The organism is Streptomyces sp. NPDC048106 (genome assembly GCF_040706415.1).
Classification (GTDB): domain Bacteria; phylum Actinomycetota; class Actinomycetes; order Streptomycetales; family Streptomycetaceae; genus Streptomyces.
The window spans coordinates 65,593-79,921 of sequence record NZ_JBEZND010000018.1 but is presented as its reverse complement, the minus strand read 5'-3'; the positions used below and the strand labels follow the sequence as shown (position 1 = coordinate 79,921).

The 14,329-nt window shown below is 73.2% G+C and carries 16 protein-coding genes and 1 riboswitch; of the genes, 7 read left to right on the top strand and 9 right to left on the bottom strand.

All coding sequences use genetic code 11. The features are described 5' to 3' along the window. Positions 1–110: 110 nt before the first annotated feature. On the top strand, positions 111–377 hold the full coding sequence (locus tag AB0927_RS19890) for a hypothetical protein (protein ID WP_366668942.1): 267 nt from the start codon (positions 111–113) through the stop codon (positions 375–377). A gap of 55 nt (positions 378–432) precedes the next feature. On the opposite strand, the gene AB0927_RS19885 is transcribed toward AB0927_RS19890, so the two are convergent. Further along, a complete protein-coding gene (locus tag AB0927_RS19885) occupies positions 433–1,476 on the bottom strand; it encodes an alpha/beta hydrolase (RefSeq protein ID WP_366668941.1) in 1,044 nt (347 codons plus the stop codon). A 191-nt stretch (positions 1,477–1,667) separates the two neighbouring features. Between AB0927_RS19885 and AB0927_RS19880 the strand changes: the two genes are divergently transcribed. Both AB0927_RS19880 and AB0927_RS19875 read left to right on the top strand, forming a co-directional pair. Further along, entirely contained in the window at positions 1,668–2,177 is a 510-nt protein-coding gene (locus tag AB0927_RS19880) for a GNAT family N-acetyltransferase (protein WP_366668940.1), read from the top strand. A 98-nt stretch (positions 2,178–2,275) separates the two neighbouring features. Then, complete coding sequence (locus AB0927_RS19875; RefSeq protein ID WP_366668939.1) at positions 2,276–2,911, top strand: histidine phosphatase family protein; 636 nt, start codon at positions 2,276–2,278, stop codon at positions 2,909–2,911. Here AB0927_RS19875 and AB0927_RS19870 read toward each other — a convergent pair. The 5 genes from AB0927_RS19870 to AB0927_RS19850 form a co-directional block, all read right to left on the bottom strand. Further along, complete coding sequence (locus AB0927_RS19870; RefSeq protein WP_366668938.1) at positions 2,856–3,608, bottom strand: CbtA family protein; 753 nt, start codon at positions 3,606–3,608, stop codon at positions 2,856–2,858. The genes AB0927_RS19875 and AB0927_RS19870 overlap by 56 nt on opposite strands. 22 nt (positions 3,609–3,630) lie before the next feature. Then, the gene (locus AB0927_RS19865) at positions 3,631–3,852 is read right to left on the bottom strand and encodes a CbtB-domain containing protein (RefSeq protein WP_366668937.1); all 222 of its coding nucleotides are present in this window, start codon (positions 3,850–3,852) and stop codon (positions 3,631–3,633) included. A gap of 38 nt (positions 3,853–3,890) precedes the next feature. Beyond that, positions 3,891–4,022, bottom strand: a riboswitch (cobalamin riboswitch). Positions 4,023–4,105: 83 nt separating this feature from the next. Beyond that, complete coding sequence (locus AB0927_RS19860; protein WP_366668936.1) at positions 4,106–5,161, bottom strand: enoyl-CoA hydratase/isomerase family protein; 1,056 nt, start codon at positions 5,159–5,161, stop codon at positions 4,106–4,108. Between the two features lie 161 nt (positions 5,162–5,322). Next, positions 5,323–6,156, bottom strand: a complete 834-nt coding sequence (locus AB0927_RS19855) for a sterol desaturase family protein (protein ID WP_366668935.1) — start codon at positions 6,154–6,156, stop codon at positions 5,323–5,325. Then, entirely contained in the window at positions 6,153–6,875 is a 723-nt protein-coding gene (locus AB0927_RS19850; protein ID WP_366668934.1) for a GntR family transcriptional regulator, read from the bottom strand. Before AB0927_RS19850 ends, AB0927_RS19855 begins: the two co-directional genes overlap by 4 nt. A gap of 226 nt (positions 6,876–7,101) precedes the next feature. Here AB0927_RS19850 and AB0927_RS19845 point away from each other — a divergent pair, with 226 nt between their 5' ends. Genes AB0927_RS19845 through AB0927_RS19830 form a run of 4 tightly spaced genes read left to right on the top strand, consistent with a single transcriptional unit; the run spans position 7,102 to position 10,576 of the window. Beyond that, positions 7,102–7,311 carry a ferredoxin gene (locus AB0927_RS19845; protein ID WP_070029705.1) on the top strand — a complete coding sequence of 70 codons (210 nt, stop codon included), beginning with the start codon at positions 7,102–7,104 and terminating at the stop codon, positions 7,309–7,311. Then, positions 7,301–8,656: an FAD-dependent oxidoreductase gene (locus AB0927_RS19840; protein ID WP_366668933.1), complete on the top strand. Its 1,356-nt coding sequence runs from the start codon at positions 7,301–7,303 to the stop codon at positions 8,654–8,656. The genes AB0927_RS19845 and AB0927_RS19840 overlap by 11 nt, the downstream gene beginning before the upstream one ends. A gap of 25 nt (positions 8,657–8,681) precedes the next feature. Next, positions 8,682–9,875: a cytochrome P450 gene (locus AB0927_RS19835; protein WP_366668932.1), complete on the top strand. Its 1,194-nt coding sequence runs from the start codon at positions 8,682–8,684 to the stop codon at positions 9,873–9,875. A 47-nt stretch (positions 9,876–9,922) separates the two neighbouring features. After that, positions 9,923–10,576, top strand: a complete 654-nt coding sequence (locus AB0927_RS19830; protein ID WP_366668931.1) for a M15 family metallopeptidase — start codon at positions 9,923–9,925, stop codon at positions 10,574–10,576. A gap of 18 nt (positions 10,577–10,594) precedes the next feature. Here the strand turns inward: AB0927_RS19830 and AB0927_RS19825 are convergent, their stop codons facing one another. From AB0927_RS19825 to AB0927_RS19815, 3 genes are all read right to left on the bottom strand, one after another. Continuing rightward, complete coding sequence (locus tag AB0927_RS19825; protein WP_366668930.1) at positions 10,595–11,344, bottom strand: alpha/beta fold hydrolase; 750 nt, start codon at positions 11,342–11,344, stop codon at positions 10,595–10,597. A gap of 82 nt (positions 11,345–11,426) precedes the next feature. After that, entirely contained in the window at positions 11,427–11,855 is a 429-nt protein-coding gene (locus tag AB0927_RS19820; RefSeq protein WP_366669017.1) for a cold shock domain-containing protein, read from the bottom strand. Positions 11,856–11,903: 48 nt separating this feature from the next. Beyond that, positions 11,904–14,327, bottom strand: coding sequence for a glycosyl hydrolase family 65 protein (locus AB0927_RS19815; RefSeq protein ID WP_366669016.1), 2,424 nt, complete (start codon positions 14,325–14,327; stop codon positions 11,904–11,906). Positions 14,328–14,329 lie beyond the last annotated feature (2 nt).

Genomic DNA, 14,329 nt, shown 5'->3' with positions numbered 1-14,329 from the left:
GGCGCTGCCCCCCGCGCGCGGCCCCCCCCCCCCGCCCCACCCCCCGGCGGGGCGGGGCCCCCCCCCCCCCCCCCCCCGCGCCCGGCGAGGAGGAGCCCGAGTTCCTGGCGATGGACCGCAAGAACGCCGTCCTGGGGGACGCGCGGGGCGTGTCCCTCGGCATCAACGGCAGCATGATCGACGTGCCGTGGCCGTTCGTCGCCCGGATCGCCTACCAGCAGAGCGTCCGCACCCGCGGCTTCGCGCTCACCGTGGCCGTCGACACCTACGCCGGCCAGAGGTACTTCTGCGCGGTGCGCACGCGTGACGGCGAGCAGATCGAATCATGGATCGCCGACCTCGAAAACCTGCTCGAACGCCATCACCCCGGCAGGTGACGGGCCCCACCCGCCGGGCACCGCGTCGTCCAGCCCCTCAAGTCGCCCAAGTTCCCTAGAGGTTGGCGGCGTCGAGAACGGCCTGGGCGAAGACGGCGGGTGCCTCCTGCGGGAGGTTGTGGCCGATACCCTCGACGACCCGGTGCTCGTAGGGCCCGGTGAAGCGGTCGCGGGTGGGGTCGCCGGACGCGGTGAAGGGGTCCAGTCCGGGGCTCAGGGTGATGGTGGGGACGTGGATCACGGGCCGGGTGGCGAGTTCCTTCTCGTAGCGGTCGTAACGGTGTTCACCCTCCGCGAGGCCGAGGCGCCAGCGGTAGTTGTGGATGACGACGGCGGCGTAGTCGGGGTTCTGGAAGGCCTGCGCGGTGCGCCGGAAGGTGGCGTCGTCGAACTGCCAGGTGGGCGAGACGAGTTTCCACACCAGTTGGCACAACTCGTCGCGCAATTCCGGGGTTTCCAGGGCGACACGGCCGCGTTCGGTGGCGAAGTAGTACTGGTACCACCAGTTGTGCTCGGCGGCGGGCGCGATGGGCGACTTCTGGGCCTCGACGTCGGTGATGAGGTAACCGCTGGTGGACACGAGCGCGGTGACGCGTTCCGGCCACAGCGCGGCGATGATGTCGGCGGTACGCGAGCCCCAGTCGAAGCCGGCCAGGACGGCCTCGGGGATGCCGAGCGCGTCCATGAGGGCGACGATGTCCAGGGCGACCGCGGACTGCTGGGCGTTGCGGACCGTCCGGGAGGACAGGAACCGTGTGCTGCCGTGGCCGCGGAGGTAGGGGACGATCACTCGGTAACCCCGCTCGGCGAGGAGCGGGGCGACATCGACGTAGCTGTGGATGTCGTACGGCCATCCGTGCAGGCAGATCACGACCGGGCCGTGCGCCGGTCCCGCCTCGGCGTACCCGATGTCGAGCACGCCGGCCTCGATCTGCTTGAGCACGGGAAACGCGGTGTGTGTCGCGGGTGCGGCGGGGGCCGCGTCCGCCGCGCGGGGAGCGGCCGCGGCGGCGTCCGCCGCGTGCGAGCCGGTCAGGGAGAGGGCGGCCGCGCCGGTCCCCAGGCCGACGGCCTTCCCGAAGGTACGCCTGTCGATCATATGAAACCCTCCGTCGTGCGCTTCGCGCGGTGAGGTCAGCTCGTCCGCGACGCTACCGGCCGGTCCCCGCTCTCCGAAGGCGGCGCGAAGGGATGATCGGTACGGGCCCGCCCCGCCCGGCCGGCCCGCGTGCGAGGACGACCGGGCATTGGGTACGTTCGGGCCAACTGCCCTCGGGCGAGGAGGAGTTCATGCTGCTGCGCGATGTCTCGCCGGACGATGTCGAGGCCTACGTCCGGATGCGCTGCGATCCCGTCATGATGGCGGGCCTCGGCGGGCCGCTGCCCCGCGCGGGGATGGCGGACAAGGTCCGCCGGGACGCGGCGGAGGCCGCGGCGGACGGCGCGTGGCTGAAGATGATCGTGCCCGATCCGGCCACGCCCGAGGTGGTGGCGGGGACGGTGACCCTGTGGGCCCACGACACCCCAGCCGCACCGCTGTCCGAGATCGGCTGGATGGTCCTCCCCGAGTTCCAGGGCCGTGGACTGGCCAAGCGCGCCGTCCGCGCGCTGCTGGAGCGGGCCCGCGACGAGGACCGCTGGGGCGTCGTCCACGCCTTCCCGGCGGTCGCCAACGCTCCGTCGAACAGCATCTGCCGCTCCGTCGGCTTCCGGTTCCTCGGAGAGACCGACACGGACTTCGCGGGCCGGATCCTCAGGACCAACCACTGGGCGCTGGACCCGGCCAGGGACCTGGCCTGACGGAGCGGACGGGACGGGCCCGGCCCCGCGGGTGTTATGTTCCCCGGGCCGCCTCCCCCGCCCGTGTTCCGTGCCCACCACCCCGCAGGAGTGACCGCGTGACCAGTCGAGTCCTGCTCGTCTCCCCCGCCATCGGCGCCTCGCTCCGGCAGATCCGCTTCGACGACGGTGGTCCGCTCGACGCCGGGGGCGTGGCGCGGGCCCGGGCCGCGGCCGGGGCGTTGCCCGCCGTGGCCCGGGTGCTCGTCTCCCCCAGTGCGCGCTGCCGGGAGACCGCGGCGGCACTGGCTCTCGAAGGGGTGGTGTCCGTGCCGGAGTTGGCGGGTCTGGACGTGGGGCGCTGGCGGGGCCGCACCCTGGACGAGGTGGGGGCCGCCGAACCGGAGGCGGTGGGCCGGTGGCTCGCCGATCCCGGCTGCGCCCCGCACGGCGGCGAGTCGGTGCGGGAGCTGTGCGCGCGGGTCGCGGGCCGGCTCGCCGACGCACGGCTCCTGACCGGTCGTACCCTCGCCGTGGTCGAGCCGGAGGTGGTCCGGGCGGCGGTCGTCGCGGCGCTGGGCATGCCGGACACGTCCTTCTGGCGGGTGGACGTGCCGCCCCTGACCGTGACCGAACTCAGCGGCAGGGCCGGGCGGTGGAACCTGCGGCTGGGACGCCCGATCGCCGCGCCGGACGGCGTCAGCGCGCGGCCGGCACCGCTCGCCCCTTCGCGGCCCTCGTCGGCGTCGGATTGAGCAGCCGCTCCGCCAACTCCCCGAAGAGCAGTCCGAATCCGCCCCACAACACGGCCTGGACGGCCAGCGCCGAGAGCCGGAACCGCCACAGCAGGACGGCCGGGAAGCCCTTCGGCACCTCGTCGACGGCCGGCAGGAACTGGTAGGCCAGCGCGACCACCACGGCGAACGCGACCACCGCGGCCACCGACGCCCACCAGGGGCCCAGCACGGGCGCGAGGCGTCTGCCGAGGAGTGTCGCGGCGATCGCCAGCAACACGCTGAGCAGCATCATCAGGAAGTACAGGGCCGTCCGTTCGCCGATGGTGTCGGCGTCGCCGACCGACGGCGGGTTGGCCGGGTACTTCAGGAACGGTACGACGTACACGGCGAGCAGCGCGCACCCCGACAGCAGCAGCGCCGTGGCGCGCGGGCCGAGGCGGCCCATCCGTCCGAGGGCGAAGCAGCAGGCGAGGGCGGCGATGCCGCCGAAGGCGACCCCGTAGACCAGGACGCCGGTGGCGAGACCGGCGGTGGACTGCAGGGAGCGGGAGACGACCACCATCTCGTGCTCGTGGGAGTGGGCCTCCTCGAAGCCGATCGCCTTGTCGACGTTCGGCTCGCCGAGGAGGTACGCCACGACCAGGGCGAGCACACCGGCGGCGAGGCCGGCGAGCATGCCCCGTACGAGAAGGTTCCGTACGGTTGCGGAGTTCATCAGCGCGCGGTGTCCCCCGGCGTCAGTGGCAGGGGAAGCCGAGCAGGTGGCGGGCGTCGTGCAGCCACTCGTGGACGTCCGTGCCGTTGAACACGGAGGTGGCGCCCTGCTCGGCGCCGACGAAGTACAGCAGGACCAGCATCAGGATGCCGAAGAAGACCGCCCAGGGAGCTATCGCCTTCAGCGGCAGCTTGGCGGGGAGGGCGGGGGCGGTGGCTGTCGGCCGGGCGACGGTCTGCGCCATGGCAGGACCTCCTTTGGGAGTTCGCGTCCCATGTCGGTGGTGCGTGGTACGACGGCTACGGGTCTGACTCACGGGCCCTTGGGCCCGCATACAGTGGCGCGACCGTGCCGGGTTCTCACCGGCTTCCGTCCTGCCGTCGTCGATATCGGACAGACCGTACCGCGTCAGCCGCCCTCGGCCAAGACCGCGCCCGCGGACGTGATCTTCCTCTCCGACCCGAGGGGCGGCCGGTCCCCGCTCCGCCCGCTGCGGGTCACCCGGCTCCGCCCAGGCCGAGTTCGCGGTCGCCCAGCGGCGCGAAGAAGCGCTCCACGTCCGCCTCGGTCACCTCGGCCAGGGTCGCCGGTGACCAGCGGGGACGGCGGTCCTTGTCGATGATCTGGGCGCGGACGCCCTCCACCAGGTCGTGGCTGCTCAACGCGGCGCACGAGACGCGGTACTCCTGGTCCAACGCCCGTTCCAGGGACCCGAGTCGTCGGACCCTGCGCATGGCGGCCAGTGTGACCTTGAGGGCCGTGGGCGACCGGGAGAACAGCGTCTCCGCCGTCTCCTTCGCCTCCGGGCTGCCGTGCGCGAGCAGCCGCTGGACGATCTCCTCGACGGTGCCGGCCGCGCAGCAGGCGTCGATCCACTCCCGCTGCGCCGCCAACTCCCCCGGCGGCACGGTCTGTTCGTGCCGCGCGAGCGCGTCGGACACGGGCATGACGGCGAGGTCGTCCAGCAGCGCGGGCAGCTCCCCGGAGGGCACGTAGTGGTCGGCGAGCCCGCACAACACGGCGTCGCCTCCGCCGATCTGATGCCCCGTCAGAGCAAGGTAGGTGCCCAGCTCCCCGGGTGCCCGGGCGAGCAGATGGGTGCCGCCGACGTCCGGGACGAATCCGATGCCGGTCTCGGGCATCGCGATCCGCGACCGCTCGGTGACGATCCGGACGCTGCCGTGCGCGGAGACGCCGACCCCGCCGCCCATCACGATGCCGTCCATGAGGGCGACGTACGGCTTGGGGTAGCGGGCGATACGGGCGTTGAGGTGGTACTCGTCGCGCCAGAACGCGGCGGACGCGGTGCCGTCGCCGTCCCGGGCGTCGTCGTGGACGGCACGGATGTCGCCGCCCGCGCACAGTCCGCGCTCGCCGGCGCCGGTGAGGACGACGGTCTCCACGCGGGGGTCGTCCTGCCAGGCGGTGAGCGCCGCGTCGATGCGGCGGACCATCTCGTGGTCGAGGGCGTTGAGCGCCCTGGGCCGGTTCAGGGTGATGCGGGCGGCCCGGCCGGTGGTGTGGCACAGCACGGGTGCCCCGGTGCCGCTCACCGGGACGTCTCCGTCAGGGCGCGGGCCGCGATGTCGTACATGATCTGGTGGTTCCTTCCGGGTGCCGGTGGACGCGAGGGGCACGGACGGTCTTCCCCGTGCCGCCCGCGTCATCCGTTCTGCCAGGGGCATCATGCCTCCCGCCCCGGGCGGGCCCGGCGTCACCCCTTCGTGCTCGGCGACCACCCCGGCGGCCCGAAGACGTAGCCGGCCCGGTCCCGCCAGCGCCCGGCCGCGCGGACGTCACGCCAGGCGGCCGCGTACTCGTGGAAGGCCACCCGCAGCGGGTTGTAGGTGTCGATGTTCTTCGTCAGGCCGTACACCGGGCGCACCCCCTCCGGTTCGAACGTGCCGAAGAGCCGGTCCCAGATGATGAGGATGCCGCCGTAGTTGCGGTCCAGGTACACGTTGTTGGAGCCGTGGTGGACGCGGTGGTGGGAGGGCGTGTTGAAGAACCACTCCACCGGGCGCCACAGTTTGTCCACGCGTTCGGTGTGCAGGAAGAACTGGTAGACGAGGCTGACGGTCTGCTCGATCAGGATCATCCACGGCGGTACGCCGATCAGCGCCAGCGGCAGCCAGAAGGGCAGGCCGGTCATCGGCGTCCAGGTCTGGCGCAGGGCGGTGGAGAGGTTGTAGCGCAGACTCGAGTGGTGGACCACATGGCTCGCCCACAGCACCCGGACCCGGTGATGGGCCCGGTGGTAGGCGTAGTACGCCAGGTCCTCGCCGAAGAACAGCAGCAGCCAGGTCCAGCCGGAGGACGCCGACAGGTGCCAGGGGACGAGGGTGTACGCGGCGGCGTACACCACGATCGTCGCGACCTTCCACGGCACCGCGATGACCTGGCTGCCCGCGCCCATGGACATGCTGGTGGCGGTGTCGCGCAGCTCGTACCCGCGCTCGTCGTCGTCCGGCAGGAAGCGGTACGACAGCGCCTCGACGACCACCAGCAGCACGAACGCCGGGATCGCGTAGACCACGGTGGGGATCACCGGCCCGCCCCCTTACGGGTGCGCGGCGCCGCGGGCACGCTGCGGGACAGCAGCTCGCGGGCCAGCCGCTCGGCCTCGTCCGCCTCGCGGGCCGCGATGTGCGCGGCCAGCCGGCGGTGGGCCTCGACGTCGAGGATCTCGCCCGCGCCCAGGTCGGCGGGCACGTCGGCGACCGGGATCAGGCCGTCCACCAGGCTGTTGAAGGCCAGCAGATAGGCGATGTTCCCGGAGCCCTCCACGATCAGCCGCCACCAGGCGACGTAGGACTCGTCCAGCTCGGTCAGATCGGGCCCGGCGTGCGCGTGCGCCTCGACGGCCGCGGTGATCTCGGCGGCGGCCCGCGCGGAGCAGCGCAGCGCGCACAGCCGGGCCGCGTCGGCGCCGACGCAGGCCCGCATCTCCAGGGCGTCGCGTGCGATGTCCTGCACGGTCGGCCCTGCGTCGGCCGCGGCGATGCCCACGGCGAGGTCGAGCCCCGCGGTGCGCCGCCAGTCCAGCACCTGGGTGCGGCCGCCGTGACTGACGTCGACCAGTCGTGCCTGCTGGAGGCGTTTGACGGCCTCCCGTACGGCATGCCGGTTCACCCCGAACTCGGCAGCCAGTTCCCGTTCGGCGGTGAGCGCGGCGCCGGGTGGCAGCTCCCCGCCGAGAATCCTGTCGCGCAACAGGGCGAAGAGCTGGTCGGAGACCGCCTCGCGCCGTATGTGTCCCTCAGCCATGGCGATCAGGGTGGCCGCACCCGGTTCAGTGGTCAACTGGTTGGACCAGTATTCCCGCGCGGGTCCGCTGACATGTCGGCTTTCGTCCGGATCCGTCAAGCGGCGCTGCCCGGCCGGGCGTTGACGCGCCGCCTGCCGGGCCCCGCCCGGGTGGCCGTGCGGGCCTGCGGTTCTCGTCCCATGCTGGAGACGAGGGGCGGGTACGGCGGAGGAGGAAGTGGTTGCGATGCGGACCGTTGTCGACCTCACGCGCTGCCAGGGCTACGCACAGTGCGTGTTCCTCGCGCCGGACGTGTTCCGGCTGCACGGCGAGGAGGGGCTGCTGTACGCCCCGGCCGTCCCGGACGACCAGGTCGAACGCGTGCGCCAGGCCGCGGCGGCCTGCCCGGTCCAGGCCATTCTCCTCGGCGAGGAGGTGAGCGGCGGTGCCCGATGACCTCATGGACGGCCGCATCGTCATCGTGGGCGCCTCGCTCGCCGGGCTGCGGGCCGCGGAGGCGCTGCGCGACGAGGGTTTCACCGGATCCCTGACGGTGGTCGGGGACGAGCCCCATCCCCCGTACGACCGCCCGCCGCTGTCCAAGCAGGTGCTGCTGGGCATCGCGCCGGCCGAGTCCACCGGGCTGCCGATGCGCCGGGACCCCAAGGCTGACTGGCTGCTCGGTGTAAGGGCCACGGGTCTGGACCCGCTGGGGAAACGGGTGCTGCTCGAAAACGGGGAGTCACTGCCGTACGACCGGGTGCTGATCGCCACCGGGACGCGCGCCCGGCCCTGGCCGAACCCGCAGGAGGCCGCGCTGGACGGTGTGTTCACCGTGCGCACCCGCGAGGATGCCGCGGGGCTCGCGCGGCGGCTGGACGCGGGGCCGCGGCGGGTCCTGGTGATCGGCGGCGGGTTCACCGGCTCCGAGATCGCCTCGGCCTGCCGGGAACGCGGCCTGGAGGTCACGGTCACCGAACGCGGCCCCGCGCCCCTGGTCGGCGCGCTCGGCGGCACCCTGTCCAAGCTCGCGGCCGTGATGCAGCGCAACCACGGCGTGGACCTGCGGACCGGCGTGACGGTGACCAGGCTGCTCGGCGACGGGAGCTTCACCGGCGTGGAGCTGTCCGACGGCAGCCGGGTGGACGCGGACGTGTGCGTGGTGGCGCTGGGGGCGGTGCGCAACGTGGAGTGGCTGGCGGAGTCCGGTCTCGCGGCGGGCCCGCGCGGGCTGGCCTGTGACGCCGGGTGCCGCGCCTTCACCATGTACGGCATCGTCACCGACGACGTGTTCGTGGCCGGCGACGTCTCCCGCTTCCCGCACCCGCTCTTCGGCTACCAGCTGCTGTCCCTGGAGCACTGGGGCAACGCGGTCACGCAGGCCGAGGTCGCGGCCCACAACATGGTCAGCCCGGGGCCGCTGCGCCGCCCCCACCTGGCCCTGCCGACGTTCTGGTCGACGCAGTTCGGGCTCAACATCAAATCGGTCGGGGTGCCCACCTACTCCGACCACGTGGTCATCGCCCAGGGCTCGCTGGAGGCGCGCAGGCTCGCCATGGTCTACGGCTACCGGGGCCGGGTCACGGCCGCGGTCACCGTCGACATGGCCAAGTCGCTCGACTACTACCAGCACCTGATCGAGACGGCCGCGCCGTTCCCGCCGCCGCCGGGCGCCGCCGACCGGGCCCTCGCGGCGGAGATCCCGATCCCGTCCGACGTACCGGACCCGTCGGTGCTGTCCCACGGCCCGACGGTCGCGCTGACCGGCTATCTCCCGGACCGCCGGCTGACGGTGGTATAGCCCACGCCCACTTCGAGGAGCCGACATGGACTCGGGCACCGACCCCGGCACCCTGCTGGCGAGGATCACCGACTACGCCAGCCGCCCCGACCCCTACCCCCTGTACGCGGAACTGCGCGCGGCCGGTCCGGTCGTCCCGCAGTCGGACGGCAGCCTGCTGATCGGCGGCTATCACGAGGTCGCCGCGCTGCTGCACGACCCGCGGATGAGCGCCGATCCCCGCACCCGTGGCGTGGTGACCGCCAAGCCGCCGTTCCTGCGCCTCGACGACCCGGAGCACCACCGGCTGCGCACCCTGGCCATGCGGCCCTTCGGCCCGCCGCACTCCCCGCGCCGGGTGGACGGCATGCGCGCCGAGATCGACGGCATCACCAAGGAGCTGCTGGCGCCGTTCGAGGCGGGCGGGCAGGTCGACGTCGTGGACGACTTCGCCTATCCGCTGCCGGTCACGGTGATCTGCCGGCTGCTCGGTGTGCCGCGCGAGGACGAACCGCTCTTCCGCGCCTGGTCGGACGCGCTGGTCGCGTCCGCCGACGTACGGCCGGACGCGGGCTCGGCGCCGCGCGAGGAGGCCGACCGGGCCCGCCGGGAGATGGGCGGGTACCTGGTTGGCCTGGCCGAACAGCGCCGCGAGACGCCGGGCGACGACCTGCTGTCCGCGTTCGTCGGCGAACCCGACCCCGAGCTGCGGCTCAGCCGGGAGGAACTCGCGGAGACGGCGGTGCTGTTGCTGATCGCCGGGCACGAGACCACGGTCAACCTCATCACCAACGGGGTCCTGACCCTGCTGCGCCACCCCGCGGAGCTGGACCGGCTGCGCCGCGAACCCGGCCTGCTGCCGCGGGCGGTGGAGGAACTGCTGCGCTTCGAACCCCCGGTGCACATGCGCGAGCGCATCCCCCTCGCCGACTTCGACGTCGCCGGCGCCACGCTCCCCCGCGGCTCGTCCGTCATCCTGGCCCTGGCCTCCGGCAACCGCGACCCCCGTCGCTTCCCCGACCCGGACCGCTTCGACCCGGCCCGGCCCGACAACCAGCACCTCGGCTTCGGCTCCGGCATCCACCTCTGCTACGGCGGCCCGCTCGCCCGGCTGGAGGCCCAGTCCGCCCTCGCCGCCCTGCTGCCCCACCTGGGCACGGCGGAGCTGGCCGAGGACCCGCCGCCGTACCGGCAGAACGCGATGCTGCGGGGGCCGCGCCATCTGCGGCTGACGCTCTGACGAGCGGGCGCGTCCCGGCGGTGCCGTGCGGCTGACATGATCGCCCCATGGCAGAGATCATCTTGATGTCCGATCCGCGGGTCGCCGCCGTGCCCGTGCGCGAGTGCGGTGAGCGGCTCGTGGACGTGCGCCATGGCGGGCGCCTGCGGGTCGACGGGCGGAAGGCGGACGGGGACGGGGCGTTCGCCCGGCTGCGCGAGGGCGTGCTGGAACGGCTGCTCAAGGCGCAGGAGTCGCTGCCGGGGAAACTGCGGCTGCTCTACGTCGAGGGATACCGGCCGCCGGCCCTTCAGCGGCGCTACTTCGACCGGTACGGCGCGGAGTTGGGTGCCGCCCATCCCGACTGGTCCGCCGAGCGGGTGCGTTCGGCGGCGAGCCGTTACGTCTCGCCGCCCGAGATCGCGCCGCACAGCGCCGGGGCGGCCGTCGACCTGACGCTCGCCGACGCCGACGGTCAAGAACTGGACATGGGAACGGCGTTGAACGCGAACCCGGAGGAGAGCGCGGGCGCCTGCTACACCGAGGCCGACGGCATCGGCGAGGAGGCCCGCGCCAACCGACGCCTCCTGGGCCAGGCCCTGACCGCCGCCGGACTGGTCAACTACCCGACCGAATGGTGGCATTGGTCGTACGGCGACCGGTACTGGGCCTTGGCCACGGGCGCCCCGGCCGCGCTCTACGGCCCGAAGGAACTCGCCTGACCGATTGATCGCGGGGTGCTACGCCGTCAGCCGCGCCCGCAGGAGCTCCGCCAGTTCGTCGATCCGGTCGGTGAGGTAGAAGTGACCGCCCGGGAAGATCCTGAGGTCGAAGGCGCCGGTGGTGTGCGTGCGCCAGGCGTGGGCCTCCTCGGGGGTGACGCGGGGGTCCGCGTCGCCGGTGAGGGCGGTGACGGGGGCGGCGACGACGGTGGCCGGGTCGGCGCGGTAGGTCTCGATGGCGGTGTAGTCGCTGCGCAGGGCCGGGAGCACCATGCGCAGCAGCTCCTCGTCGCCCAGGAGGCGGGGGTCCGTGCCGCTGAGGCGGCGCATCTCGGCGATGATGCCGTCGTCGTCGCGCTGGTGCACGTTCTCCACCGTGCGGGCGGACGGGGCGCGGCGCGCGGAGGCGAAGAGGTGGACGGGGCCCTCGCCGTCGCGTTCCAGGCGCCGGGCCACCTCGAAGGCGACGATGGCCCCCATGCTGTGCCCGAAGAGGACCAACGGGCGGTCCGCGTAGGGCTGCAGGGCCTCGTGGGCCCGGTCCGCCAGCTCCGCGATGGTCTCGATGCCCTTCTCCGCGTGCCGGTCCTGCCGCCCGGGGTACTGCACCGCGACCACGTCGGCCGCGTCGCGAAGGGCCGCGGAGAGGGGGAAGTAGAAGGTCGCCGAACCGCCGGCGTGGGGGAAGCAGACCAGTCGGGCGGGCGCCTGCGGCGCCGGGTGGAAGCGGCGCACCCACAGGTCGCCGGTCGGGCTGACTGTCGTCATGGTGTGTTCCAGGGGTCCGGAGGGGGGTGACAGGTGCGGGGCCCCTCGCCGGTGTCCGGCAAGGGACCCTCGGCAGACCCGGTCAGGCGGTCAACCAGCCCTTTTCCCGGGCCAGTTCCACGACCCGCTCCCGGACCTGGCGGATCTGCGCGGCCGTGAGGGAGTCGACCGAGGTGACCAGGATCTCGGTCAGTTCGGCGCGGAAGCCGGCCGTGCCGGTGCCCTCGCCGGACGGTGCGGCGGGGCGTTCGGCGGCCGAACCGTCCGAGAAGACGGGGCGGCTGGGGAGGCGGTGCGAGGAGGGCTGGTAGACCAGCCGGATCTGGGAGGCCTTCGGGCCCTTCTCCCCCATCTCCATGTGGAACTCGACCTCGCTGCCCTCGTGGTAGAGGTACTTCTCGTCCAGCAGGTCGTTCGCGTGCATGAAGACGTCCTCGCCTGGTTCCGACGGGGCGATGAACCCGTATCCCCGGACCTCGTCGAAACGCAGCACCTTGCCGGTCATCAGCACAGCCCGCACACCTCCAACAACACCAGCACAACGACAACGCAGTTGAACTTACACAGCTTCGGCGGCAGTTTCGACCCCGGGCAGCACCAGCCGCACCGTCCGCCCGGGCCGCACCGTCACCACCCGGTCCGGCAGCCGTACGTCGATGGGGTCGCCGTCGGAGTCGGGTACGGCGATCTCAAGCTGGCGGCTGGTCAGGCGGACGCCGATCCCCCAGTGGCCCTGGTAGCGGACCGAGAAGCCGTAGGAGGAGACCTTGGGGAGCGGGACGGGGTCCAGCCAGAGGACTCCGCCGCGGGTCTCCAGGCCGGTCAGCCCGCGCTGCACGAGATCGAGGGTGCCGGCCATCGCGCCGAGGTGGACGCCCTCGCCGGTGGTGCCGCCCTGGACGTCGGCGATGTCGCCGCGCAGCGTCTCCTGGACGAACCGCCAGGCGTCGGCGCGGCGGGCGCGGGCCAGGATCCAGCCGTGCACGAGGCCGCTGAGCGTGGAGCCGTGGCTGGTGCGGCTCAGGTAGTGGTCGACCGTCGCGGACCAGATGTCCTCGTCGACATGGTGGCCCAACTCCGCGAACAGCGCGTGCAGTTCGCGGGGTGCGAAGAGGTAGCCCAGCATCAGGACGTCGGCCTGTTTGGAGGCCCGGTAGCGGTTGACGGTGTCGCCCTCGGCCTCCAGGATCCGGTCCAGGCGCCGGATGTCGCCGTAGCGTTCGCGGTAGGCGCCCCAGTCCAGTTCGGCGAGTTCGCCGTAGCCCGCGAACTGGCTGAGCACGCCCTCGTGCCAGGGCACATGGAGGGTGTGCGCGACCTCCTGCCAGCGGTCCGTCTCGCCGGGTTCGAGGCCGGCGCGCTCGGTGAGGTCGCGGCGGCGCGGTTCGGGCAGGCTGCGCAGCAGTTCCAGGGTGCGGGCGAGCACCCAGGCGGCGGTGACGTTGGTGTAGGTGTTGTCGTCCAGGCCCGGCCGGTCGGCGCCGGGATAGGCGTCGTGGTACTCGTCGGGGCCGACCACGCCCCGGATGCGGTGCCGGCCGAGGTGGTCGTCGTACACCGCCGAGTCGGCCCAGAAGCGGGCGATCTCCAGGAGCATCTCGGCGCCTTCGCCGGCCCGGAAGGCGGTGTCGCCGGTGGCCTCGCAGTACTGCCACACGTTGTAGGCGACCGCCGAGCCGACGTGGTGCTGGAGGCGGGAGTTGTCGGGCAGCCAGCGGCCGGAGCGGGGGTTGAGATGGAGTTCCTGCGTCTCCTCGTGGCCGTCACTGCCGCTCTGCCACGGGTAGCGGGCGCCGCGCCGGCCGAGCCGGGCCGCCGCGTGCCGGGCGGCGTCCAGGCGGCGGTGCCGGTAGCGGAGCAGGCCCCGGGAGACCTCGGGCAGATGGAGGTTGAGGTAGGGCAGCACGAAGAGTTCGTCCCAGAAGACGTGGCCCCGGTAGGCCTCGCCGTGCAGTCCGCGCGCGGGGACGCCGACGTCGAGGTCGGCGGTGTGCGGGGAGAGGGTCTGGAGCACGTGGAAGAGGTGCAGGCGCAGGATCCGCCCGGCCTCGCCGGGCACGTCGAGCACGGTGCGCCGCCACAGCCGTTCCCAGGCGGCGTGGTGGGTCTCCCGCAGGTCGTCGAAGGCGGGGGCGCCGGCGAGCCGGTCGAGGGCCGCGCGCAGCGGGTCGCCGATGGCGGGGTCGCGGGAGGTGTGCAGGGCGATGGTCTTGTCGACGGTGGCGGTACGGCCGGGGGTCAGGGCCAGGCGCAAGGTCTGTACGGCTCGGCGGGGTTCGGCGGCGCCGGTGACGGCCACCGGGGCGTCGGCGGCCCCCGGCACCCGGGCGGTGAGCCGGCCGGTGAGGGCGATCCGGATGTCGGAGGTGCGGGTACGGCAGTCCAGCCACACCGGTCCCGCGCCGGCTCCCGCGGTGTGCACGTCGGTGAGGTGGCGGCCGTCCAGGTCGCGGTAGCGGGCGACGCCGGAGTTGGTGACGTCACCGTCGAGCGCGGCCTCGACGTCCAGGTCCAGGGCCTCCCCCTCGGCGGTGAACTCCGTGCGCAGCGCGGCCAGATGCGGGTCTCCGAGGTGGACCAGGCGCAACTGCCTTACCAGCAGGGAGCTGTGCGGGCCGAGGGAGTAGCGGGTGCGGCGCTCCAGCAGGCCCGCACCGAGGTGCAGGGTGAGGTGGTGCTCGGTGACGGCGGCCGTGTCCGGGGTCAGCCAGACGGCGCCGTCGGCCGCCGGACGGAAGCGCAGGGGAAGCCAGTTGGGCAGGTTGACCATGTCCTCGTTCTCGACGCGGCGGCCCGCGATCTCGGAGGTGAGCCGGTTGTAGCAGCCGGCCGCGTAGGTGCCGGGATAGTGGATCTCGTCGGCGGTGCACTCGGGCAGCGCGCCGCGGGTGGCGACGTAGCCGTTGCCCAGGGTGCACAGGGACTCCCGCAGGCGTTCCCGCGCGGGCTGGTAGCCGTCGTACTCCCAGGCCGGGCCGGCCACCG